The sequence below is a fragment of the Paenibacillus sp. UNC217MF genome (assembly GCF_000686865.1).
In the GTDB taxonomy this organism is placed as follows: Bacteria; Bacillota; Bacilli; order Paenibacillales; family Paenibacillaceae; genus Paenibacillus_B; species Paenibacillus_B suaedae.
This window is the reverse complement of the sequence record NZ_KK366028.1, coordinates 478,345-503,479: the sequence shown is the minus strand read 5'-3', so window position 1 is coordinate 503,479 and position 25,135 is coordinate 478,345. Positions and strand designations below refer to the sequence as shown.

Sequence of the window (25,135 nt, the reverse complement as noted above, 5' to 3'; positions counted from 1 at the left end):
AGGTCTTGTATAAGCGCTCAAATAATAAAGGGTTAGATTATAAACCCGCTTGCTCACGCAGAGCATCTGCTTTGTCTGTACGTTCCCAAGGCAAATCCAAATCAGTACGGCCAAAATGTCCGTAAGCAGCAGTCTGCTTGTAGATTGGTTTGCGCAGATCAAGCATTTTAATAATGCCTGCAGGGCGAAGATCAAAATGAGATTGAATCAGTTCAACAATTTTTTCTTCATTTACTTTGCCTGTTCCGTAAGTATCCACGTTAATGGATACTGGAGTAGCTACACCAATGGCATAAGCCAATTGGATTTCACATTTGTCAGCCAAGCCAGCTGCTACGATGTTCTTCGCAACATAGCGCGCTGCATAAGCTGCAGAACGGTCAACCTTCGTTGGATCCTTACCGGAGAACGCTCCGCCGCCATGGCGTGCATATCCGCCGTACGTATCCACGATAATTTTACGCCCAGTCAAACCTGCATCACCTTGTGGTCCACCGATTACGAAGCGGCCAGTTGGGTTGATGTAGTACTTCGTCTTATCGTCGAGCCATTCACTAGGAACAACCGGAGTAATAACCAGCTCTCTGATATCACGTTGGATTTGCTCCAATGTTGTATCTTCAGCATGCTGTGTCGACACGACAATCGTATCTACACGTACTGGCTTATCTCCATCATATTCAATCGTCACTTGTGTCTTACCGTCTGGACGAAGGTAAGGCAATGTGCCGTCTTTGCGTACTTCGGACAAACGACGAGCAATACGGTGTGACAATGCGATCGGAAGTGGCATAAGTTCTGGCGTTTCGTTCGTTGCAAAGCCGAACATCAAGCCTTGGTCGCCTGCACCGATATTCTCGGTTTCTTGCTTGGCATCTTCAGTACGTGTTTCAATGCCAGCGTTAACCCCCTGAGCAATGTCTGGAGATTGTTCGTTAAGCGAGGTCAATACTGCACAGGTATTATAATCGAAACCATACTTCGCGCGCGTATACCCGATATCTTTGATCGTGTTGCGTACGATAGATGGAATGTCAACATAATCTGCCTTTGTGCTGATTTCTCCTATGACGAGAACTAATCCCGTGGCTACGGATACTTCACATGCAACCCGAGCATTCGGGTCGTTCGCCAAAAAGGCGTCCAATACCGCGTCCGAAATCTGGTCGCATATTTTATCCGGGTGTCCCTCAGTAACGGACTCGGACGTAAACAAGTGGCGTCCTTTCAATGACATAGGACTCGACCTCCTAACCTATAATATGGCTCTACCATGAGCAGCCTAAACAAAAAATGAACCTTTCCCGAATGGAAAAGGTTGTTATAGCAGCCTTCGAAAAATCATATTACTGTATTTGTCCGGTCATGTCAATGAAAGCGTCAAAAGTTGGATTACCTATTTTTGCTGCAGTGCTGTGGCAATGAGACGTTTTGTTATTTCTCCGCCTACCGAACCAGCATCACGCGAAGATAAGCTACCCCAATCAGCATGACTAGTCGTATGTTGAACCGGAACGCTGCCGAGTTCGGAAGCGAACTCTGTATCCATTCCAATATGCGCTCCATGATGAGAAACCGGAAGTCCGAACTCGGCTGCAATCTCATATTTCATACGGTGCAGGGCGTCTCTGCTGGCTGGCACTAACGTTTTTTTGCTCACGGTAATATCCTCCCTCGTTATATATGCATCAGTGATAATTATTGTGCCTCATTTGGGAGGATGCACCCGCAGGAAATGTTGCCCGCCCTGCCAGCTCATGTTAATTACTCAGTTTTTTGTACTACTGAATAGCCCCCGCGTACCATAACAATTAAACCATTCTCCTGCTGCGGATCTGGCATCACACCGCGTCCATCACGCGGGAACAACAACAAGTGGTTCGTCGCAACCGCTTGTCCGCTCTTGATATCTGTGCCTTCCGTTACATCCGGCACCCCATTCTCATCCGGGCTTGTGATGACAGCCTTTCCGTTGCGGACAATGACTTCAGTTCCAGCCTTAGCAATAAGCTTCTGACCACTTTTAACCGTTACGACTTTAAGTTCCGTATTGCTTGTTGTATCGCCCTCAGGCTGATCCTTCTTCGGGTTATCTTTGTCCTTGCTCGTAGTGTCATTGCCTGTATTGCCTTTCTTCATTTCAGCTTGAATAAGGGATTTAACTTGTTGATCCACATAACTCTTCGTTACAAGTGGATCTGAAGATGTTCCCGGCGTTGTATCTGCTGCGAATGCATTCACACCCAAAATAGAACCTGCCACAATCCCCCCTGTTATTAATGTTGTAGATAAAATAACCTTCGTAAATTTGTTCATTTTTTCCTCCTCCTACTTCTTATGCCAAAAACTCCCCTCTGCGAGGGGAGTTTTCTTTATTGTTTTAGTCCGCTGTTTTTGCGTTTCTAATGTTGTACGCACTACCATGGCTAGCTAGCTTGATCTTCTCTTTATCGAATACATCATACAAGGTTAGCTGGAAGCCACCGTTCTCGATTTTCTCAAAGAATGCGTCCGAAATAGAGGTTGAGAATGACTTATTCTTGCCTTCTGTAAATTCTTTAACAAAGTCAATCTCTTTTTCAAACCTCTTGCCACTTGAATCTACAATTTCAATGACTAACTTATGACCGTAGTCTCCCATGTTGTATTCCAATTGGCGAGCCATATCGTAAGAGAACTCGATAGACAAGTTCGATGATCTGTTAGCAGTCACGTAGAAATTGTATAAAGTCAACGAATAAGGGAATAGATCAAGATTTACAAAGTCTCGTTGAACCGTAGGCTGTACGACTTTCAAATCCATTGCTACTGCATTGATATATCCATCAGACTCACCCTTTGGAGGTGTCAGTTTATTCTCGGTAATTCCTTCACCGATAATAAGCTGCAAATCTGTTTTATTAACCGTTTTCGGTACTTTCACCCATGCCGTTACGACATTCAATCCTTGCGGACTCGTAGGGCCCTGCACTTGGGAAAGATTCGCTTTATAGTAACGTCCATCATCTGATCGATAGTATGCTACCATTTGAGATAAAATCGTCTGACGTTCTTCCTGGCTCTTCATAACGAGATCCGTGTAAATGATTTGTTCAACGGCACCTTCATATACCTTACTGTTCTTTACTTCAATATCCGCTTTGCGTCCTTGAGTAGTAAGATTGTATACTTTACCAAATTCAACGACAGGCAATTTGCTTAACTTGCCTCCATTCGTGAACTGAATGATTGGTGCACTATCCGTTTCCCCTATTTTCTCCATTAACGCCGTTTGGACTTGAGAGAAGTCCATATAACTTGGTACCTTCGTTACGATGTATACATCGACGACTTCCCTCGCTCCGATGATTAAAGCACCATTCGAGCTTATCACCTGTGTTTTACCAGATACACCGGAAGTATCCAATTTAAAGACACCTTCTAAAGCTGGCAATTGAATTGTTTTCGTTTCTTTGTTTTTAATTTTTAATTTTGCTGACAGTACATCCCCGTCTAACCAAGGTAGACGTTGTAGAGACTCTATTGTGATTCCAAGGTTGCCTTTGCTATGCTGCACATCGTATTCAATTCCCGTTTGATTACGCATGGATTGAAGATCAGGCAATTTATAAGTTCCTTCTGGGAACTTGAAATTCGAGTCCTTTTGATTCGTTTCGGGCTTCGTTGGATCCTTTTGTTCGGAATCTCCAGGCTTATTGAGTTGAAGTTTTAATTGTTCAAGAGGTACGTCAGTTGATACCATTGCACTCAATGTGATTGGTCGTTTCTCCATCGCTTTCAATGTCAAATTATCTAGTGATTTTGTGGGGATCGGCACGGATAATCCGTTTGGCCCTTTCAAAACAAATTCATATTTTGGTATCGTCACTGGACGATTCGATAAATTTTCAAATTGGAAGGTCAATGTAATATCATTTTCTTCAAAACTTTGGTTTGCCCAACCGTTCAAAATTTTAGTGCTTACCTTTGCCTTGTCGATCGTTATCACTTGCTCTTTATTCGCTGGAATAACAGAAGTGGCTGCATTCGAAGCTGGCAACTTTAAGGTTGCTACAGGCAGATTAATTTTTGCAGTCTCATCCTCTGTCAGTAGTTGAAGCTCCAAGTTTTTGATAACGACACTCTTAGGAATCGCCGTCATGAAATTCAATGTCTTTTTCTCGCTAGGCTGCAGCTTATACTCCTTACTTGCGCTATCTGGTACAAGAGGGTAACTGCTTCCGCTTGCTGTTTTAATTACGTATTTGTAAGTCGGATTCTCCAACGCTTTAAACCCTAAATTTTCTACATTTACTGCAACATTTACATAATTCATGTCTTCATTAAGCATCGAGGTTACTCGATCAATGCTTGTTTTTATAGGAATGTCATTCATTCGTACTGTGCTGCTTTTTCCAACTACAGTCGATGCAGTCATCCATGTAGGAATTTGAAAAGAACCCAATCTGTTTTCAAAACCAGCTTTGCTAAAATCCCACTTTATGATATCAAAAAATAAATCATTAATGGTAAGACCCTTCGCTACTTTTGCATAATAGGTAACACTCATCTCAGACAAACCTGGTACTGTTTTTTTCTCTTTATCCTTTGTAGTCAATACACTAGAATACACCGTACCACCTTTTGTCCGAACCTTCGTCCAGTAATCAATAAGAGGAACGCTGCGCTGCTCATTATTATAATAAGTTAACGTATACGTCAAAATATTACTTTCATCTTGTTTATACATGTTTACATCCGTCAGCTTAACTGCACTTTTAGCAGTCAAGCGAATTGGCTTTAACTCACTAATCGTATGTACTGGCGTCGGTTTAGCCGCAGGTTTTGTTTGCTTGCTCGTGCTTTGTTGTTTAGTAGCATTTTTTGTATCTGCAGCATAAATATTTGCCGTTGGGAAGGCTGACGCCCCTAAAATGAGGGACAACGATAACATTGTCGCAATGGCGGTTGTTCTTTTCAATCTACTTTCCTCCTATGCGTAGAATCTACATATATAGTATAACGCATAATGATAAGAGAAAGTTGCGATTTTCAGCAAGTTGGAGGGTTACATTGTTGTAAGCTTTGTATAAAAAAAGAAAGCCCCGAAGGGCTTTCTTTTTTTATATATTATTGCTGTTTAAATTGTGTAGATGCCCAGAAACCACTCATAGCAACATTGTGGTTTGTTGCATCAACAATAGCTTTGTATACATAGTTCTGTTGATCCAACAATTCAATTTGAACAGTATCTTCTTTAGTGAGCTTCTTGTCACCTGTCAATGTAAAGTTGACTGTCAGTACATTATCATTATTATTCTTAACATCAACTGTGCCAACAGTAGCTTTAACATCATCAGAACCGTTAATTTTCACAACGAAAATCTCTTTTGCTTTAGCTGCATCTTTTACTGTGATGTTTGTATTTACTGGAATGGAAGCAGTATAAGTTGCACCTGTAGCTGTTACAGTCAACGAGCTGATATTTGCTTCAGGACGTACGTCAGTGTTCTCGACATCTTTAGATCCTGTCTGAATTTTAACATTCAGCAAGTCTGCAGTAGTAGGATTCTCACGTACAAACAACTTAGCACCTGTCAAGCTAGCTGGCAAGATTGCATCATTAGTGAACTTAAGTGTCAAAACTGTGCCATCATTGCTCAACTCATAACCGTTAGGTTTGTAGTAAACAGTAGAATTAGCTGTTTTGATGGAGAAATCATCTTCACTTACATAGTTGATTTTTCCTGCAAACTCAACTTTAACTTCTTCACGGGAATTCGCTTTAACACTATTGATGGAAATGTGATTTGCAAATTTCTCTGCCACAGTACCACTGTACGTCAATGTGTAAGAGTTATCTTGCTTGATGTAATCGCCTTTAGCATTTTTAACTTGGCTTACAGACAGATCATTAACTCCATCTTTAATGCCCAGTTTACCTGCTTTAGCAGTAATGCGAACAGTGTCACCTGTCATCATAGAAATGTCATGATCTGTGATAGATTTACCGTTAAAGAGGTATTTCTCTTTAATCGTTACATCTCCATCTCCACTAGTAGCCATGTCTTCTTTGAACTGAACGAACAGGTTCTCTTCGCCACTTTCTTTAGTGATCCAAGCACGAACGATTCCGGATTTGGAAGTTTGCTTAGCTGTGAATGTTTGTGACCATGGTGCCATTGTGTTTTGCAATGCAGCAGTGTCACGGATACCAGTTACATCCAAGATGTAATCTGTTTGGTTATTCAATTTAGCATTCAAATTGATTGTAACCTTGTTATCCTTTTCATCGTAAGATGGTTTGGAAATTGGATGACCATCTCTATCTACACCATTGAAGTCTTTGTTTGTCAAGACTTTACCGTCTCTGTCTTTCAATGTGTAGTTTCTTACATTTTCAGCGGACTCTTTTTCAAGCTTTTTGTTGAATTCAAGAACCAACTGATGATTGTTAACTGCACCAACTTCTTTTACTTCGAACTTCACGATTTCTGGACGAGTTGTATCCAATGTAGGGTTTACTTTGATTTCACGGTCAGCTTTGTTACCGCTGTAATCAACTGCACCTTTTACATAGATCGTGTTGTCGCCGTTGTACATTTTGTTGCTGAATACAACTTTAACTTTGTTATCTTTGTACGTAATTTTACCAGTGTTACCGGAAGTGTTGTGGTACACTTTGTCAATGGAACGAACTGTTTCATTGAATTCAAGCTCAAGCTCATTCAAATCAGTTGTCTTTGCAGACACGATTTCAGGAGCTGATGTATCTTCAGCAATCGTGAATTCTTTGTCTGCTGGAATGCTCTTCAGACCGAAGAAGTCAGCAATGTTGCTTGCGCTCACTTTGTGAGTGCCAACGGACAAGTCTTTTTTCACGATTACTACATTTGGATACATGTAGTCAACGCTGCCGGATACGATTGCACCGTCAACTTTGTAGTTGCCAGATGCAACTGCATCGCCGCGCTTAACTGGCTCAGAGAATACGATTTTGAATGCTTTCGTTCCCAAACCAACAACTTCTTTGATTTCTGGAGTCTTCACATCAACTGGAGTGAATTTCTTTGTTTCGTTGAACGTTTTAGAACCATCTTCGTTCTTAACGTTTTTGATTTTCACTTCAGTTTCTTTTTGGTTCTTCAAATCGGAACCATTTTCTTCAAGCAAGATTGTGACAGAGTTTTTGTCTTTCGCCATTGTCACGCTGTCAATCTTCATATCTTTTACTTCATAGTTATTTTTGTTCTCAGCAGACTTTTGCTCGAGAGAACCGTCAAATGCGACAACGACTTCTTTCAAGTTTTCAGCTGTAACAGATTTAACGCTTTGAGCAGAAGTAATAGCGTAAGTAACTTTAGCTGTTACTTCTTTACCTTTATATTGGAATTTAACTTCAGTTTCTTTGTTAGCTTCCAATGCTTTTTCCAAAGTAATTTTCACAACTTCTTTGTCAGTCATTGTGAATTCAACTGTTTTGGAGTCGATTACTTTGTAAGATGCAACTTTAGGACCTTTAACGAGTTCGTCAGCTGCATATGCTGCTTCTACCAATTGAGTACGAGTTGCATTCGCTTTAGGGTTTGCATCTTTGGAGAACAAACCAGCGTCAACTGCCGCTTGGAAGAAACCTTTAGCCCATGAAGAAGCGTTGTTTTGAGCGTCTTTAACTTCTTCAAGTTTCAAAGCAGTAACCAAAGTTTTAGCTGCTTCTTCAACTGTGATTTTGCCGTTGAAGTCGAACAACTTCTTCTCCAAGTCTTTACCTTGCATCAAACCTTCAGCTGTTACAGCTTCGATGAATGGAGCTGCCCAGTTTTTAGCACCATAGTTTTTATCTTTGTAAGAATAAGTACCATTGATTTCTTTCAGACCGAACAATTTCACGAGTACTTTCGCGAATTCTGCACGAGTCATGTCTTTATCAAGGCCAGCTTCTCCATTTGGATAACCGTTAAATACACCTTGAGTTTTCAATGCATCAAATTTCTCTTGAGTTGTTTTAGCTGCGTCAGCACCGAAAGCTACGTTTGCGAACATAGAGAACGCCATAGCAACGGAAAGCAGAAGGGCCAATCTTTTCTTCATAACCTTTTTTTCTCCTCCTCTAAATTGCTTCGTTTGTTTAGTTTGTTGCGTAGAAGTTTGATAGTTCATTTCCCTCATTCGCCGATTCACCCCCTTCCTCAGAGTGAGCGAAATGTAATCTAAAAAGAAGTCTGCAACATAAGGACATGCCACAGAAACTAGTAATCGATTAGGAACAAATGAAAATAAATAGAAATGCTCATACCACTCTAGACATTATACAATGTCAACTGCCTAGCGTAAAGTATATTTTTGTGAAATACAGGGAACAATAATTAAATTAACCACTGTATTCGAGCTTCATCATATTAAACGCACAGGTTTCGAAAAAGTTGCGCTCTACGGAAAATTATTTTTAAATTTTTTCGCAGATTTCAGACAATGTCTTGCTCATTACATTCAGTAACGCATATACACGGATATGCTATACATATTGCAATACTTGAATTCATCTATATGTATGCATTAACGAATACATCTCCTAGTATAGCGCCAAGCTAAGAAGGAGTCACTGGCTAATGTTTTCCACTGAATGACAGATCACCCATGAATATGATCATAGGTAGATTCATTACATGTTTACCAGATCAATGATCCTAATAAAACGAATATCTTCTATTATATAAAGGAAGAGAGCCGCGCAAAATCGGCTCTCTCCTTATTACCCGAAGATCTACACGTTGAATCTATGTTACATCTTCGGCAACTTCTTCAAATCAATCATAGCACGCGCCATTATGAGAGCAGCATCGCCACGGAGCATATTCGCAGATGGCTGGAATACATAACCCTTCTTCGGATCAGATGGGTCAATCGGAACTCCTGTAATAAAGCCTTTCTTCGCGATAGCAAGCACCGCAGGCTGTGCATAGTAATCAATCTTATCCGCATCTTGGAAATACTTCAACAGATCCTTGCGAACTTTATCACGCTTCGTCTCAAGCTTCATATTCAATGCTTTCGCAAGCATAACCGCAGCATCCTGACGGATAATCGAGTAGTCCCCACCAAATTCATTCGGAGAAACACCACGAACGATACCATCACGTGCAGCCGTCTCTACATAGCGGAAGTCCCACAGCTGATTCACATTAATCGTATTCATCTTATCAGCCGCCGGTACAACGACATCATTGAAATGTTTCTTACCGTCATAATTCAATGGCATCTCTTTCGCACGAACAATCATACGAGTGAATTCACCACGAGATACATACATATCTGTACCAAACATGGAGAATGGATCAAATGGATTCATAACGCCTTTTGCAAATATCGTTTCAATGAAATCACGTGCATATGGATGTTGTACCACATCATGATAAGAGTAAGACATCTTACCAACAACATAGTATCCAAAGCGCGTAATTGGAACGGTTACGGTATGTTTCTTCGAATCTACAACACCGCCAATGTTTTCCCATTGCTGTAATTCCGAATCAAAACGGAAAACACTCACAGTGCGGCCACCATCATCAGTTACGTTTTTATCATAGCTCAGTGTTAATTTACCTGGTTTAGACATGATCAGTTCATTGCGCAGGTCGCGCTTATAGAACATCTCAATTGGCGAACCTGGATACTGATAAGGCTCAACACCATACTTAATTGGGTCATAAACAGACTCAGTCTTGATGTCATCCGCTTGACCTGGATCCATCCAAATAACTGGACCAGCCTTAATAAAGCGTTCAGGGAAGCTTGCTTCGAAAATGTTCTTTGCTTCTATCTTCGCCAAGTCATAGTTCGCTGGCTGATACTCAAATTCACGGCGATCTACTTCACCATCGAACGAATTCGCAATCGCGAACAGTAGGTTGTGACCACTAAATACTTGGTTTTTGAAGTTTTGCGGCACATTATAGTCGCGTCTTACGAGATTAGCACCTTTTTCGAACGTCAAGTTTACTATTCCTTCAAATACCTTATGTGATTTTTTCATTGGCTCCATATACTGAGCCCCTGGAATTGACGTAGGTACGTACTTCACCGTAATCGTATTTTTGAAGGTATCCTTGCCTCTTGAAATGGCAATTTCAATTTTATTGTCTTTATTTGCTTTAAGTCCTACGACAAATGCACGATACGCATTTTCGTATGGCTTTTGTGTCTTGTCATAGCTTGGGTAGTAAATAATTTTTTCTGCTGGAATTTTATTAATAACTACCTTTTCTGCACCTGGCGAGTCAATAATGACTTCAACAAAGTTTTGGTTAACCACTCGCTTTTCAAGCGCTGGCTTCAAAATCGTGTAAGGCACATCTACCGGCACAACTTCCAAACGGTATGTTGCACGAGGGCCACCTTCGCCACTGTTAAATACAGTCATGTTCATAGCGACAGGAGTTCCATCACCCGGAAGACTTATGCCCTTAATAATAAAGCTAAAGTATTGTTTATCATTATCGTAGTAAACAGAGATTCCGTTAACTACTGCACTCGAATTGTACGTATCCCCATTTTTGTCCGTGAACATATTCTCCAGTGTCCACTCGATTTTACCTAATGGGTTTTTGTCGTTTTTCAATACAGGCGATTGAATGACTAATTTATAATTTTGAAGCTCATTTTTTGTAGTACCACTGCCCCGCAAGCTAGTAAGCTTTCCTTCAATTTCAGCTTTATTTTTTCCGAGATCAACAAAGTCGAATGTACCGTATACATTCATCTGCGCTTCACGGGTCAGATAAACGCCGCCTTTTTTCTCAAAGCGAGGGTCATTTGGCTTCGGATCTGGATATGTTGTGCTGTATGGATAGATTCCGTCTGTCTCAGGTGCTGGAATAACCGGCAGGTTAGTCGGAATGAGCGTTACCGTGATTGTGTTCTCGTAATGCGATTTTTGGGAACGGAAAACAAATTTGATTTTGTTGTCTCCCATATACAACGCATTAAAGGCGTCTTTCTGGTTTACTAATTTGAACTTACTTTTGTTTGTTCCGCTTATTGGAGCCAGTTCCAAGGTTGTATTATTAATACTGAAAAATACCGTTTGATCTTTCCCTGAGTATTTAAGCTCTTCTTCGTTGGCAATATTGTAGATTTGACCCGCCAAGTCCTGCAATTCTTTCATGACTTGATCTTGACGATTAGCATCTGTTGTGTCCGTATAAATCTTTTGGCCATCAAATGCACCGTCGTATTTCACATATGGTCCATATAAAAGAGTAACCGTTGCCGTGTACGTTTCCGTAGAGCCATCCAAACCAAACACAATTGTTTGTTTCCCTGTGCTTGGCAGCTTGTCAATCAGGTATACAACCCGACTCATCGATGTCGGCACACCATTGATATTTTCAACTGTAACGTCCTCTGCCACAATCGTAGGATTTAAATTGTACGAACTCGTAGGTTGCGTTTTGCCTAACGCATCTGTTACAGATTTAATCGAAATTCTAGGACTGCTACCGTTAGGAACTAAAAATTGGATCGCAGCTGGCATGGAGAATAACTGCGCACCATCCAGCTTTCCGCCTTGCAACGCCACAGCTTCCCCAGGTGTCATTGCATTGTTATATCCGCTCAAGTAATTAGCAGCATAGATATATGGCTTGCCTGCATCCTTCAGCAATACGGAGAATCCGGACATACTCTGCAATGAAGGTGTAGACAAAGCATAGTTCGTTGAAGTCAAAGTAATGTTAGTACGAACATCTTGTTTAACAGCGCCTGGTATTTCAAATGAGTACTCCACAAATTTCGGATTCGAGGAAACCTCAACCACATTCGTTGCATTTCCGTTTGTTTTATTACCGCTACCCGTCTCAATCGTCTCATATGCGACACCAACGCTAGTCGGCTTAGCCTTGGTTGCATCGTATGGGATAAGAACGCGACCATAAATTACACCGTTAGTTGCGGCAGTAATCGTAGGACTTTGCGATAAATCATATTTTGTTGTTCCGCCACTTTCCTTCATGTGAACATCATGGAACGTCACATCACCATTGAAAAATGCCACTTCTCTTGTTGTTTCAACCGATTGTGTACCATTAAATACTTTAATCTTAACTAAGTTCCGGCCTTGCTCAATGGCAATTGGAGATGCAAAGAACGTCCAATCATTGCTTTTGGATACGCCGAAGGACCAGCTTCGTCCGTTCACTTCGATTTGTACCTTATCCGCATTCGGTGCTTTACCCGAGATGCTGACGTTCACCGATTTTTTCCCTTGGGAAGCATCGGAGTAAACAATTGTCGACTCATCTTCTTTCAAGTTATAGACATTCCCATCCAAGGATACGGACATGTCGTACATCGTTGGACCATTGCGATACTCGATGAAGATGGAATCATACACATCCGACATGCCTTGCAAGCCTTTGAATGTTACTTGGTTCAATCCAGGATACAACTGCAAATTATACAATTGGATTTTCGAACCATTGATCATAATGTTGGCCGTTTGGCCTTCACGTTTGTCGTTTTGATCCACTAAATACTTATCCGTCGCGTTTGGATCAGGATTTTTATTTAGCTTGTACACGCTATAAGAGATCGAATTTCCGTTAACGCCATTCAATGTTCCCTCTAGCGTCACACGTTCACTATTTGTTATACGTGCAGATGTAGGAGAATACTGTTCATTCGGAAATACGAAGTGGTTGGCGCTTGCTGCGAATGCCGTCGATACTGCTGTACCGAGTGATGCCGGGATAAGCGTAACGACAAGCGCGAGCGTCAACAGTATGGATACCAGTTTCTTCAACGCTAATAGCCTCCTTATTATAGAACCGTAGCTGAGTTGCCTCCATCGGCTCGTTCTTACTTGTTATTTCTGTTATCGGCTAATTTCGTCCTAAATTTTAGTCAAAACTCCGAAGTTTGTATTGAGAACAGACAAAGAGAAGGGAAAGGACACCTACTGTGGTGCTCGCGGAAGCAGAACTCTCAGAGGACTTTAGTTAAGAGGCACACATTGAGGGCAATTATTGAGCACTTACAGATGATAAAAAAAGAAGATTTAACAGACCTACTTACAAGATACTTGTAAAGGGTTCTTTTTGAGGTGTGTTTAAAAGGGAATAGCGAAGTAGTTGGATTGAATAGATTCACACTTCAATGGTTTACTAAAGAAGTTCATAACGATCCTATATGAGGTTGTTAAGAAAGAGGAAGAATAACTCTATAGAAGATAGGATTTTAATGGTTGATATAGAACCAGCAGCCCGACATAGAGGTACATATCATATTGAAATGCATATTGGACACTATAGACGAGTATAAAAAACCTTTGCCCCTAGTAGTTCAGGACAAGCCTGATCCACTCAAGAGCAAAGGTTCTATTTACAACATACATTATAATTACGTTCTTACTTCATCAAAGTCCCCATAAAAGACTTGTGGCTATCGTTATTTCGAACGTGATTCAGCGTGTACCTTCATGCGCAAGCGGTGCAGGATGTTCAGCATCGGCTTTCTTGTCTTACTTACGATACCAATCACTTCAGCCCCAAGCTGGAGCGATACGAGCAACACACAGATGACAACGAGCGTTACCCAGTTCGCATCATGCGATGCGGCTACGGATTGGATAACCGCCAGCAATCCGAAGAATGTAGCAATCCCGTAAATGATGAGCACTGTCTTGCGATGGCTGAAGCCCAGTTCGCGCAGGCAATGGTGCAAGTGACCTTTGTCTGGTGCGAAAATCGGCTTCTTCTGCAGCCAGCGGCGTACAATCGCGAAGAATGTATCGGACAGCGGCACACCAATAATAAGCAATGGTGTAATGAACGACATGATTGCAATCTGCTTGAAGCCCAGCATGGACAAGACAGCCAAGCTGAAGCCTAAGAACAAGGAACCGGAATCCCCCATAAAGATCTTAGCTGGGTGGAAGTTAAAGAAAAGGAATCCAATAATACTTCCAAGCAAGATCGCGCAGAGCAAGATGATTACCGGATTGCCCATAAAGATCGCCATGACGAGGATGGTAGCAATGGCAATAGCGGAAACACCAGCAGCCAGTCCGTCCAAGCCATCAATCAAATTAATTGCATTCGTCACACCAACGATCCAGAAGATCGTAAGCGGAATTGCAACCCATGTTTCAATAAATAAATATTTATCGCCAAACGGCACATTTACAAAGTCTACAGTTAAATCAAATCCGAATACCACGACACACGCAGCTACAATCTGACCGAGCAGTTTCGCTTTCGCGGACAGCTCAACACGATCATCCAGTGCACCAATCAGTATAATGATGGAGCCTCCGGCAAGCAGTGCCTTCACAAGATTCGCATCTCGCGATGAACCAAGCAGTGTATCAGGGATAAATAACATAAGTCCAAGCAGCGTCAGTACGAACGCCGCAAAAATAGCCAAACCACCCATGCGGGGCATGATGCGCGTATGCACTTTCCGCGCATTCGGTACGTCAACCGCACCTACTTTGATCGCGAACTTCTTCACTAAAGGCGTTAATCCTGTGGCAAGCAGCAGAGCTGCCAGGCAGCCACCAATTGCGTATACGGTCATCATCGGTAGTTTCAACCCCCATTTATGTTACCGGATCGAATTATACTCCGTTCAAAATGGAAACACCAATGCCGGATTCATGTGAAAACTTACGAAAATGAAAGATTAAGCGTCATTTTACTGCACTTTTGTGGGCTTATCTTTATCCCGCATCACTTTCCAAGCAAATTTAGGCAATGCCATCATTCGCATGAAGCGTTTCGGTTCCTTGACTAAGCGATACAGCCATTCAATACGCAGCTTCTGTACCCACATTGGTGCCCGCTTGGCCTTGCCTGAAATAACATCAAAGCTGCCCCCAACACCCATCATAAAGGGAACTTGCAGCTGTTGGCGATATTTTGCAATCCAAGGATCTTGTGTGTCGGCTCCGCGAGCAACGAACAATAAGTCAGGATTCGCCACACGAACTTGTGCAATAACCTCTTCATCTTCATCACTTTTGAAAAAGCCATCTCGGTATCCGACAATGGAGATGGACGGATACTGTTCTTGTAACCGTTCTGCTGCCGCTTGAACCACCTCTGGAGCTGCACCCAAGAGATACACCTTCCACTTGCGCGGTTCACCCATCTTCAGCAGCTCATGCAGCAGATCAAAGCCCGTTACTCGTTCAACGACAGGATCACCGAACTTATTTGCTGCCCAGACAATGCCTGTTCCATCTGGAACAACCAAGTCCGCCTGCTTCATGACGGCCATATTCTTATCATTCTCCAAGGCGGCCATCACCATGATGGGATTCGCTGTAATCACCTGAATGGAGCGCCCAGCGTCAATATGATCAACAAGAAGCTTTACGGTATCTTCCATATTCAACTTGGAAAAGGGAATGCCGTAAATCGAAACCTTAGGTACATCCTTCATTTCTAACATATCACAAACCACCTTACGCCTTATGACGCAGCCATTGCACAATTTGTTGCGCTGGCTGTTCTGCTTCTTGCTTCAATAAAGTTATTGCTTTTTGATGTTTCTCGCGCCAGCCATCTACATCATCGAGCAAGCAGCACATATGAGATGCAGCACGAGCAGCATCTAGCTTGGCTGTTGTGCCAATCGCCTCTTCCTGCAGTCGATGCAGGAATTGGTCGATCTTCGGATCATAAGAGATACCAGCAAGCGGCACCTCTTGGGAGGCCGCATAAATGAGAGAATGCAATCGCATTCCGACTAATACCCGGCATTGACTTACTTCCTGCAGCATGGACTGAGGATGCTCAAGCGGAGCGCATAAGCTCATCACTGTGCCAGCTTCAGAAGCAGCAGCTGATGGGCCGCCGCACAATCCATCTACTTCGGAAACCTCACACTCAAGCTTCTTCATGACATAACGGGATGCCTCTTCATCACTTGCTCCATGGAACGGCAAAAACCGCAAATGGACTTTCCGCATCCGACTAAGCTGAAGCAGCATATCAGCGATCGCATCCATATCGGATCGATCTTGATTCCAGAATCGAAGGGAAACCCCAACATAGGGGCGGCCTGCCGCATCGAACCCTGTCCCATAATCGAGTGCGGGCTGCCCAGGCTTAGATGACGGCAACCGAAGACCCATTACTGGATCAGGTACAACATGGATCGCATCTTGCCCTACTCCCATTCGCATCAAGAGCTCTGCAGACTCCCGATCACGTACAGACACATAAGCAGCTCGGTTAAATACGTGACGAATGTACGGATAGAAAGACTGGCTGTTTACCGGACCAACTCCTTGCGAATAAATGAACGTCGGCTTACGGAACCACTGTGCCAGTTTCAGCACACCTAAGTAATAAGGAATCGTCTTCGAACTGGTCGCATCCTGCAGCAAGCTTCCGCCGCCGCTAATCAACCCATCGCTGCTGCGAATCGCACCCAGCAAGGCTCCGGGCTTCATTCGATGCACAGCTTCTACCCCATACAACCGAGTCGTTGTCTCTGGATCACCAGACAATACGACAGGCTCGATTGCCATGCCAGCTTCTTCGCCAGCACGTTCCAAGGCGGTCAGTATCGACAACAGAACCGCCTCGTCACCACTATTATTGAATCCGTAATATCCGGATAGTACTATTCTTGTAGCTTTGGACGCCATGCATCCCAACACCTTTCAATGATAGTCCATACGAAAATGCCAATAATTCCGATAACCAGTCCAAGGCCAAGACCCAGGAGTGTGCGAATTGTCGACATGATGATCGGCGTATGGATATGAGCGAACGTATCAACCATAGACAACTGGCCAATAACAGCGATGATGAACGCATACAGAGCTATCCGATAACGGTATGCTGCAAATGCCGCAATCAAGAACAACGGGTGCGCCATCAAGAACTCTTTATTTCGCGGACGAACACCCAACGTATTCTCAAGCAAGGAACGGAATGATTTCTCCAAGGAAGATACGTTTCCAGCGTTCCCCGTACGCGATAGGTAGTACATTCCAACTACGCCCGCGATGCCAGCAGCCACGACCATCAATACCGTAACCGGCATCTTAAGCCAACGATTGGCTTCCTTCACAACAGAATCTCCACGGTAGAGGAAGATATACAATGCGGTAAGGCCAATCGGCAGAAAGTGCAGCAGACTGACTCCACGGAATTGAGTTATTACAAGGCTGTACGTAATGTTGTTAAGCAATGCAATCACGAACGGAATAGCCATCAGCGACAACACCGTCGTGCGCAAGAACAATCCAACCGATTTGCCAAAGCGAGCCTTGAAGCTTGTAACCGGAGGACTCATGTCCACTCTTCGAACAGCGAGCACCATCGCAATAGTTGGCGCACTTATCGCCACCCCAAGGGCAAGCACTTGCTCGAAGAAGGCTGGCTTCAATACGTACATTCCTGCGCTTCCAATCAAGCCCAGAACGAAGGCAGGAAGCATCACAGCCGGCACAAAATAAGAAAGCATCAGCGCGATTAATGCTACGCCGCCAATAACTACGATAATCTTCGCAATTTTCTGCCATGAAGCGTCAAATACCGTAAATGGTTCAGCTGTACCCATTGTAAATCCATTTTTCTCAATCGATGCAATTGCATCTCCAGGCTCTTTCAGAGTGTGAATCAGATTATCAATGGAAGTCACAATCTCAGACTTCTTCATATCTTTTTTCACACCTGCGTTCAAATAAATCATCCGAATATTGCGATCCTTCGTAGCAAGCGAGAAGCGATCAGCTAATACATCGATTTCATTGAATGACTCCTGATCGTTAATCGAATGAAGTCGAACTACATTATATTTCGTCAAATAAGCAAGCTTGTTCATCCCCTGCTGCGGCTTCTTCAAGCCTTCAATGGCAGCAATACCGATGTTGTGCTTATTTAATAAATCAGCAAAGCCTGTCAAACTTTTTTTCTCTGCATCATCATTAAAGCCTTTAACTGCATCGCCATCAAAGAGAATACGCGTTACGCCCAATGAATTGTAGTATTGCAGCAGCTCATCCATTTGCTCTTGATCATATTCCGAGCTGTCGGACAAACGCGGCATAATTGTATATCCTTTATCCACAAGCATCTGAATTGTGATTGGATCCTGTGGCATTGACTTCATTACTGCGGATTCAACCGGAGTTTCCAAGATCAATCCATTGTGGCCTTCATACTGCCACGTACGAACCTCTACACCCAAACGAAGGAAAGTCTTCTCAATCATAGGAGAAAGCTTCTGTTCGTTCTCAGATGACGTGAACAAAAGATATGTATAATTTTCATTCTGAGGCGGAAGCTTCTTCTGCAGCGTTGCTGCATCGCTAGAGTTGTAAATCAACAATCTGCGTGCGGACTTCATATCCGACAAATTGCTTTCGAACAACGCCATCGTGTGAACGCCTGCATCTTTTAAGCGTCCCAACTGCTCATCAATAAACTCATTTGGCTTGGGCATCAGCGCAGACATATCGACCAAATTTCGATAATTGAATACAATTTCAACCTTATTCGCCGACTGTTCTGTCTGTACGCGCTGCACTGCTACAGGAATAGCAGCTACCAGTCCGACAATGACCACAAGCCATAGCCACTTTTTCATTTGTCGGTTCCATTTCTCTACCTGTTGAAACACTTGTTTCCCTCCTTAAGCCATTCCGAATACATCATCATGTGGAATATCACAACGCTTCTACTGTGCATCATTCGATGAGTTCCGAGTCCATTCGACACCGATGGCACACAGCTAATGTTCAGCTCCGGTTATCCATAGAATAACCGAACTCTCTGCATTCATTGCAAATGATTCCACCTATGCTGTATTCTACTCGCGATCCGACAATGCGAACATTAATTCACCTTCAGCAACGACCTTATCGCCAACCTTGGCTGTAGCCTGTCCCTTGCCGATCGTCCCCTTCAATCGTGTAATCTCTACTGTAAGTGTAAGCGTATCGCCAGGTACGACTTGTCCACGAAAACGGAAATTGTCGATTCCAGCAAAGAAAGCAAGTTTCCCTTGATTTTGCTCCAATTTCAAAATAGCTACTGCACCAACCTGTGCGAGCGCTTCAACAATGAGAACTCCCGGCATAACCGGATAACCAGGGAAGTGACCTGCAAAATGCGGCTCGTTCATTGTAACATTCTTAATTCCGACGGCACGCTTGCCTTCTTCTACTTCAAGAATACGGTCAACGAGCAGAAAAGGGTACCGGTGTGGAATAATTTCCTGGATTTGCTCAACTGTCAACATAATACAATCTCCTCTCTTCCTCTGTCGTATAAGACGACAGCTATGCGTCAATACTAAGATCATCCTTCATGACTGCAGGCCTGAAGGTTGAGATAAGGGGCTTCCCGCAGCTTCGGCTGTTCGGGGAGCTCTCTTCTTAGAATCAGAATGCGCAACTTCCATGCAAGTCATTCTGTCTTAGCAAGACAAGTAAAGACAAGTAACTTGAAGGTAAAACAAATGACGAATCGTCATCAAGGTAAAAATAAACATTTCCTTCGTTGTCCACAAGAGACATGCCTGCATCATACCCGATGCTCAGCTTCTGCCTCTTCCTTGCGATTGATTCGAATAAACAAGAGCGCATACATAAAGGATGTAAGGAATGAGAATACGATAACCACCCATAAGAGCTCAACTGCATAAGTCCATTGGAAGTAGACGAACAGGATCGCGATATAATAGAAGACTGTCGTCAATTTCCCCATCCAATTCGCAGGCACTGTCTTCTTTCCCTTGAAATGAAATAAAGCGGAACATGCAATCATCCCTGCATCTCGAATCAGCATCGCTACAGCAGCCATCCATGGCATATCTCCAGACCATAGCAAAGAAAACATGACGGTCAACATCATAAGCTTATCTGCCAATGGATCCAACATCATGCCGATATTCGTTACTAAATTATGTTTGCGCGCGATATACCCGTCCAGAATATCGGTCAGTCCAGCGAGCAACCAAACTCCGAATGCGGCGTACCGCTCACCTATGAAGAACAAAGCCACATATACGGGGATGAGAACGAATCGAATCATCGTCAACATATTCGGTAAATTCAACCTCAAAACCCCCAGTTCCCCCCATTTTCATTGTTCCTCCAACTCATTATACATGCCCGAAAACAAAAATGAAACTTTATCAAATCGTATAGCTCCCTATAGCCCTCAAGGGGGGAGCGATGACGGACAAAGTCCTTTCGGCCACCAAACAAGCAAAAAATCCCCACAAAGTGGGGACTCCGTTATCCGAACACAAGTTGGAACAAGTGTGTCCATGTATTTATATTCAGTGCATCTGTAAAAGAGCCCTTACCTAACACGACAAATCCGGCAACCATTCCGCCGAATGTGGCTAGCACGCATAACAGTGGGACAATGGCCAGTCGAAAAATCCACTTCCCTGCCTTCGAACGACGAACCGGCTTCTGCTGAGGTGGCTGAGGTTCTTCCTGCTCCACCTCAGACGCTGGCTTAGCAGCATCCTTACCCTTGCGCAGACGCTGCTTGCGCCGCTCTTCGAATACTGGCTGCTGAGCAGGCTTGCCCACTACCGGCAATTCCTCATGAACGTCGGATTCGGCCTCCGTCTTCGTCTCCACATTCTCTGGTTCCGAGCCGGAATGAGAGCGGTGCAGACGCGCTAACGATATATCCTGTTGCAGCGGCTCGTACTCATAATCGAGCAGCTTCTTGTCTTTCCCTTCTTGGTCACTCATTATCTCACCTGCTTCGTTTACGCGCGAAGGTTATTCGCAAGCCCCCACATCGCGTCTCCGGAAGTCAAGGCCCGAGCGGACATCTGATACGCTCGCTGCGCTTGAATCAAGTCATTCATCTCGTCGATCAGCGATACATTCGATTGCTCAATCATGCCTTGCCGAACGTGAACCGCTTGGTTTTGTGTAAGATCAAGATCCTCCACAATAGCATTGCGGTTCGTATTTGGGGCCATTACGTAATAGTTGTTCTCTGTCTGAATAAGGAGTTCTGGGCTGATCGGCTTTACTACCTTCAGCGTAGCGATCGGATTCGGAACAACCGTCAAGCCGTTCTTCGTCGCGAATACTTGCCCCTTGTCATTAACCTGTATCTCTTGATCCAGTCCAATTCGGATCTCAGCGCCGTCTTTGTCCAGCACCTTATCCCCTTGAGCCGTCACAAGCACCTTTTCCTTCGTATTCGGATCAATCGTGTAATGAAAAGCACCTTCTCGAATCCAAGCAGATTGACCATTGTCCAGTTCGAGCTCGAATAGCGCGTTGCCTTCCAACGCAAAATCCGTGCTCACACCTGTTTGCTTCAATGCCCCTTGCGTGAAGTCTCGACTTAATGCAGTCAAATAAGATCCATAGCCAAGCGTATATCCCATCGGGGTCGCTCTTCCTGGTAGGCGGTAATCCTTATCATGCTGTCTTACATTCGTAAGCACATCAGCGAATGTCGCTGACTTCCGCTTATAACCGTTCGTATTTAAGTTCGCCATATTGTCCGCGACGATATCCAGCTTGCGCTGAATGCCATTCATCGAAGAGGCTGCAGAAATCATAGACTGGTTCATATCGTTCCTCCTATTCTAAGCGCTTAGACGCGCCCTACCTCATTGACCGTCTTTTCCAGCGTCTTATCAAAGAATTGAACGACTTTCTGATTCGCCTCATAGGCACGGAATGCCGTCATCATATCCGTCATCGATTGCGTAGGATCTACATTAGAACGCTCCAAATAACCTTGTTGTACCTGAATTTGCTGTTGATCACCAGCTGTCCACGCGACTGCTGCTGCTTGACCAGCCCCTGTTGCGTCCAGTCGGAAGCGGCCATTCCCCGTCCGAATAAGCTGATTCGGATTGTCGATACGGGAAATGAGCAGATCTGCCCCTCCAATCGCAGCGTTCGTTCGCGCATCATACATCCGGCCTGTCCCATCCAGTTTGATATCATCTATCGACACATTCGCCGGCAATACAATTGGAGCTTGATTCCGGTTCAGCACTAGTGCTCCGTCTGCCGTCGTCAGCTCATGGCGGGCATTCAAGCGAAAATGGCCATCACGCGTAAAACGCAACTCATTGCCTTCCCGAACCGTAAAGAATGCTTCCGGCTTATAAACAATATTGCCTTGCGCATCCCGTCCCTTGCCCGAAGCATCAAAGACCACGCCCGGGACGCCCAAATCCGTCAATAATGCAAAGTCGCCTGATTGATTCGTCTGCATCAGATCGCCTTGGCTGAACAGCATACGGCTCTCTTCCGCGAATACCCCTGTATTCAAGCGGCCAATGGTACGACCTGCCCCTTGATCTCCGCCCTGTAAGGACAGCATCATCTCAGGAAATGAACGCACTGCCCCTGTTACTGACTTGAACCCGGGCGTATTGATATTCGTTATATTATTCGTAACCGTATCATGCCGCCGTTGTTGGGTCATCATGCCCGAGGCAGCTGTATATAAACCTCTAATCATGTCGTTTCCTCCCGATCTGTCAAAGCATATACAATGTATATCGGATTAAACGAATGATTTCTTAACGACCTTGTCCAAATTATCCAGCATGATTCCGGTACCTTTGACGACGCAGTGCATTGGATCCTCTGCAATAAGCACAGGAACCTTCAATTCATCAGCCATCAGCTCGTCCAATCCATCAAGAAGCGCCCCGCCGCCAGTCAAAATGACGCCGCGATCGATAATATCCGCCGACAATTCTGGCGGTGTCCGTTCCAATACCGACTTCGCAGCAGCGACAATCGAAGAAATTGGATCCCACAAAGCTTCTCGAACTTCATCGGATGTGATCGTTACGGTATATGGGAGGCCCGAAACCATGTCACGTCCGCGGATGTCCATTTCCCGTTGTCCACCTTCACGCACCGTCCCGATGTTAATCTTAATATCTTCAGACGTACGCTCTCCGATTAGCAACTTATACTTGGATTTTATATATTTCATGATGGAGCTGTCGAACTTGTCCCCAGCAATTTTAATAGAAGAGGCGGTAACGATGTCTCCCATGGACAATACCGCCACGTCCGTCGTTCCGCCGCCGATGTCAACGACCATGTTGCCGCTCGGTTGGAAGATATCCATACCCGCGCCAATTGCCGCTGCCTTCGGTTCTTCTTCCAGGAAAACATCTTTGGCACCGCTCTTCTCAGCCGCTTCGCGAATTGCCTTCTGTTCTACTGAAGTAATATTTGTCGGCGCGCAAATCAAGATGCGTGGGTGCGAGTACCATTTGCGACCGCCGACTCGTGAAATAAAGTGCTTCAGCATTGCTTCCGTAACTTCGAAGTCAGCGATGACTCCGTCTCTAAGCGGGCGGATGGGTACGATATTGCCCGGTGTCCGACCAACCATTCTGTGAGCTTCTTCACCCACGGCGAGGACTCGCTTTGAATCGCTTTCGATTGCTACAACCGAAGGCTCGTTCAAGACGACCCCCTTCCCCTTGACATGGATGAGAACGTTTGCCGTTCCCAAGTCAATTCCAATATCCTTGCTAAGCATAAGTTCGAGAGCCTCCACATTCATTTTTCATGTCTAAATCGAGAAATTACGACCGTTTTCTGCAAAATATTTACTCATCGTTTACCATATCATACTTTCTCTGCTACGTTCAATGACAGATTGGAGGGCAGCTCACATTTTAAAAAGTTATTGGAATGGGGTGGTGGTTCAGGATTTACCCGCCGTCATCACCTCACGTTTTTTTGAAGTCGTCTTCTTATATTTGATCTTCGTTGCTTCTCCACCACGCAAGTGACGAACGGACTTATGGTATTCGAGAATGTGCTTCACCTGATCAGCCAGATCGGGGTTAATTTCAGGTAGCCGTTCGGTCAAATCTTTGTGCACCGTGCTTTTAGACACGCCGAACTCTTTAGCGATAGTACGAACCGTATGCTTCGTTTCGACGATGCAGCGGCCGATTTTGATGGTCCGTTCTTTGATGTAGTCGTGCACGTTCCCGCCTCCCTACTCGGTTTAATTGGTACATTATATGAGTGGGTCGCACACTTATGCGTTGTAACCGAGCCTGACAAGCTTGGCTTAGCCGATATTTTTGCCAAGGCTCTCATCGGACAAGTCGAACAACAAGGCAATCCAAGCAAAGTTAAAACAGGAAAAAAAGCTTAGTCAAGCGGAATTCCGCTTCTTGGTAATCCGTGAATTCGATCATTCATCATTGGAGTGGCGAGAACAAAAAAATATTAGAAAAAGTTCGTTTCAATTCCGCTATTCCTCCTAAAAATAAAAAACGGACGAATGCCCCTAAGACATTCGCCCGATGTTGTTACCATGTTTCACTGAATTAGTTTTTAACCAGAACCGTTGTCGGATTTACTGGCTTATTCTCATTGTACACCTCAAAGTGAACATGAACGCCCAGTTCCTTCTCCAATTCACTGCGACCTGCTGTAGCTAGCGCGTCGCCCTTCTTCACAACATCGCCTTGCTTCACTTTCACATCAGCCAAGCTCTGATATACTGTCTTCATGCCATTGCCATGATCCACTTCGACAACAAATCCATTCGTCGCATGCTGTTCAGCACGTGTTACTTTACCGCTCATTGCAGCTACTACATCAAATGCCTGCTTGTCCTTGCGCGCCAAGTCGATACCTACATTCGGAGTAAAGGTTTGCTTGTACTGTACCATTGCTGCCGCTTGCTCTTCCTTCGAAGCCTTCTCGTCATAGTACGGCATGACGACATCTACATCACCAGAATTCGCCACTGGCCAACCGAGTGTTTCGTTGGTTGCAACTACTTCGACTGCGTCCTCTTTGGTTCCAGCTGTTGTACCTGCAGTTGATTCGCCTTGCTTGATTGTTTGCCCTGCTTGCGTCGCATCCTTGTTTGGGTCGAGCGGTTTGTGATTCAAGTCTTGATAGACCCAGACTAGAGTTAGGATAATTGCTGCTGCGGCCATGTACAAAGCGGGGAATACCCATTTCTTCGACAACAGCTTTCTCCATGAGGATGTGTGAACCGCTTGAGCCCCTTGCATCGATTTGGAGGCTTCAGACGGATTTGCTGTGCTTGTCGTAGATGTATTCATCGTTGTTTTGTTTTTTGAGTTTTGATTTTGGTTTTGTTCACTCATTTGTGATCACCTCAGTAACCATTGTTACCGAGGC

General features: G+C 44.1%; 18 protein-coding genes. All 18 read right to left on the bottom strand.

Annotation, left to right across the window (positions count from 1 at the left end; genetic code table 11):
- Positions 1-37: 37 nt before the first annotated feature.
- The 18 genes from metK to BP95_RS0123775 all read right to left on the bottom strand — a co-directional run bounded on the left by metK (position 38) and on the right by BP95_RS0123775 (position 25,101).
- Positions 38-1,237 carry a methionine adenosyltransferase gene (metK, locus tag BP95_RS0123860; protein ID WP_005544758.1) on the bottom strand — a complete coding sequence of 400 codons (1,200 nt, stop codon included), beginning with the start codon at positions 1,235-1,237 and terminating at the stop codon, positions 38-40.
- 159 nt (positions 1,238-1,396) lie between these two features.
- The gene (locus tag BP95_RS0123855) at positions 1,397-1,660 is read right to left on the bottom strand and encodes an alpha/beta-type small acid-soluble spore protein (RefSeq protein WP_021257138.1); all 264 of its coding nucleotides are present in this window, start codon (positions 1,658-1,660) and stop codon (positions 1,397-1,399) included.
- A gap of 104 nt (positions 1,661-1,764) precedes the next feature.
- The gene (locus BP95_RS0123850; protein WP_021257139.1) at positions 1,765-2,316 is read right to left on the bottom strand and encodes a hypothetical protein; all 552 of its coding nucleotides are present in this window, start codon (positions 2,314-2,316) and stop codon (positions 1,765-1,767) included.
- Between the two features lie 64 nt (positions 2,317-2,380).
- Positions 2,381-4,960, bottom strand: coding sequence for a hypothetical protein (locus BP95_RS0123845; RefSeq protein ID WP_028533401.1), 2,580 nt, complete (start codon positions 4,958-4,960; stop codon positions 2,381-2,383).
- A gap of 149 nt (positions 4,961-5,109) precedes the next feature.
- Complete coding sequence (locus BP95_RS0123840) at positions 5,110-8,148, bottom strand: Ig-like domain-containing domain (protein WP_028533400.1); 3,039 nt, start codon at positions 8,146-8,148, stop codon at positions 5,110-5,112.
- A 613-nt stretch (positions 8,149-8,761) separates the two neighbouring features.
- Complete coding sequence (locus tag BP95_RS0123835) at positions 8,762-12,778, bottom strand: S-layer homology domain-containing protein (RefSeq protein ID WP_021257142.1); 4,017 nt, start codon at positions 12,776-12,778, stop codon at positions 8,762-8,764.
- Positions 12,779-13,422: 644 nt separating this feature from the next.
- On the bottom strand, positions 13,423-14,556 hold the full coding sequence (locus tag BP95_RS0123830) for an MraY family glycosyltransferase (protein ID WP_021257143.1): 1,134 nt from the start codon (positions 14,554-14,556) through the stop codon (positions 13,423-13,425).
- 114 nt (positions 14,557-14,670) lie between these two features.
- Positions 14,671-15,429 carry a WecB/TagA/CpsF family glycosyltransferase gene (locus BP95_RS0123825; RefSeq protein WP_028533399.1) on the bottom strand — a complete coding sequence of 253 codons (759 nt, stop codon included), beginning with the start codon at positions 15,427-15,429 and terminating at the stop codon, positions 14,671-14,673.
- A gap of 13 nt (positions 15,430-15,442) precedes the next feature.
- Positions 15,443-16,633, bottom strand: a complete 1,191-nt coding sequence (gene csaB / locus BP95_RS0123820; RefSeq protein ID WP_028533398.1) for a polysaccharide pyruvyl transferase CsaB — start codon at positions 16,631-16,633, stop codon at positions 15,443-15,445.
- Positions 16,609-18,615 carry a DUF5693 family protein gene (locus tag BP95_RS0123815; protein ID WP_021257146.1) on the bottom strand — a complete coding sequence of 669 codons (2,007 nt, stop codon included), beginning with the start codon at positions 18,613-18,615 and terminating at the stop codon, positions 16,609-16,611. Before BP95_RS0123815 ends, csaB begins: the two co-directional genes overlap by 25 nt.
- Before the next feature lie 189 nt (positions 18,616-18,804).
- Positions 18,805-19,236 carry a 3-hydroxyacyl-ACP dehydratase FabZ gene (gene fabZ, locus BP95_RS0123810; protein WP_021257147.1) on the bottom strand — a complete coding sequence of 144 codons (432 nt, stop codon included), beginning with the start codon at positions 19,234-19,236 and terminating at the stop codon, positions 18,805-18,807.
- A gap of 284 nt (positions 19,237-19,520) precedes the next feature.
- Positions 19,521-20,054, bottom strand: a complete 534-nt coding sequence (locus BP95_RS0123805) for a CDP-alcohol phosphatidyltransferase family protein (protein WP_021257148.1) — start codon at positions 20,052-20,054, stop codon at positions 19,521-19,523.
- A 182-nt stretch (positions 20,055-20,236) separates the two neighbouring features.
- On the bottom strand, positions 20,237-20,710 hold the full coding sequence (locus BP95_RS32755; RefSeq protein ID WP_021257149.1) for a DNA-directed RNA polymerase subunit beta: 474 nt from the start codon (positions 20,708-20,710) through the stop codon (positions 20,237-20,239).
- Positions 20,711-20,727: 17 nt separating this feature from the next.
- Positions 20,728-21,552 carry a flagellar hook-basal body protein gene (locus BP95_RS0123795; RefSeq protein ID WP_021257150.1) on the bottom strand — a complete coding sequence of 275 codons (825 nt, stop codon included), beginning with the start codon at positions 21,550-21,552 and terminating at the stop codon, positions 20,728-20,730.
- A 23-nt stretch (positions 21,553-21,575) separates the two neighbouring features.
- Positions 21,576-22,457 (bottom strand): flagellar hook-basal body protein, encoded by an 882-nt coding sequence (locus BP95_RS0123790; RefSeq protein WP_021257151.1) that lies wholly within the window; start codon positions 22,455-22,457, stop codon positions 21,576-21,578.
- A 45-nt stretch (positions 22,458-22,502) separates the two neighbouring features.
- Positions 22,503-23,501, bottom strand: coding sequence for a rod shape-determining protein (locus BP95_RS0123785; protein ID WP_021257152.1), 999 nt, complete (start codon positions 23,499-23,501; stop codon positions 22,503-22,505).
- 168 nt (positions 23,502-23,669) lie between these two features.
- Positions 23,670-23,957, bottom strand: coding sequence for a sporulation transcriptional regulator SpoIIID (gene spoIIID, locus BP95_RS0123780; protein WP_021257153.1), 288 nt, complete (start codon positions 23,955-23,957; stop codon positions 23,670-23,672).
- Between the two features lie 349 nt (positions 23,958-24,306).
- The gene (locus BP95_RS0123775) at positions 24,307-25,101 is read right to left on the bottom strand and encodes a M23 family metallopeptidase (RefSeq protein ID WP_021257155.1); all 795 of its coding nucleotides are present in this window, start codon (positions 25,099-25,101) and stop codon (positions 24,307-24,309) included.
- Between the last annotated feature and the right edge of the window lie 34 nt (positions 25,102-25,135).

Coding starts and splice junctions, on each gene's coding strand:
- BP95_RS0123775 (WP_021257155.1), bottom strand. CDS start 25,101: ATGAGTGAACAAAACCAAAATCAAAACTCAAAAAACAAAACAACGATG.
- BP95_RS0123795 (WP_021257150.1), bottom strand. CDS start 21,552: ATGAACCAGTCTATGATTTCTGCAGCCTCTTCGATGAATGGCATTCAG.
- BP95_RS0123850 (WP_021257139.1), bottom strand. CDS start 2,316: ATGAACAAATTTACGAAGGTTATTTTATCTACAACATTAATAACAGGG.
- BP95_RS32755 (WP_021257149.1), bottom strand. CDS start 20,710: ATGAGTGACCAAGAAGGGAAAGACAAGAAGCTGCTCGATTATGAGTAC.
- csaB (WP_028533398.1), bottom strand. CDS start 16,633: ATGGCGTCCAAAGCTACAAGAATAGTACTATCCGGATATTACGGATTC.
- BP95_RS0123825 (WP_028533399.1), bottom strand. CDS start 15,429: ATGTTAGAAATGAAGGATGTACCTAAGGTTTCGATTTACGGCATTCCC.
- BP95_RS0123830 (WP_021257143.1), bottom strand. CDS start 14,556: ATGATGACCGTATACGCAATTGGTGGCTGCCTGGCAGCTCTGCTGCTT.
- BP95_RS0123785 (WP_021257152.1), bottom strand. CDS start 23,501: ATGCTTAGCAAGGATATTGGAATTGACTTGGGAACGGCAAACGTTCTC.
- metK (WP_005544758.1), bottom strand. CDS start 1,237: ATGTCATTGAAAGGACGCCACTTGTTTACGTCCGAGTCCGTTACTGAG.
- BP95_RS0123790 (WP_021257151.1), bottom strand. CDS start 22,457: ATGATTAGAGGTTTATATACAGCTGCCTCGGGCATGATGACCCAACAA.
- BP95_RS0123840 (WP_028533400.1), bottom strand. CDS start 8,148: ATGAGGGAAATGAACTATCAAACTTCTACGCAACAAACTAAACAAACG.
- fabZ (WP_021257147.1), bottom strand. CDS start 19,236: ATGTTGACAGTTGAGCAAATCCAGGAAATTATTCCACACCGGTACCCT.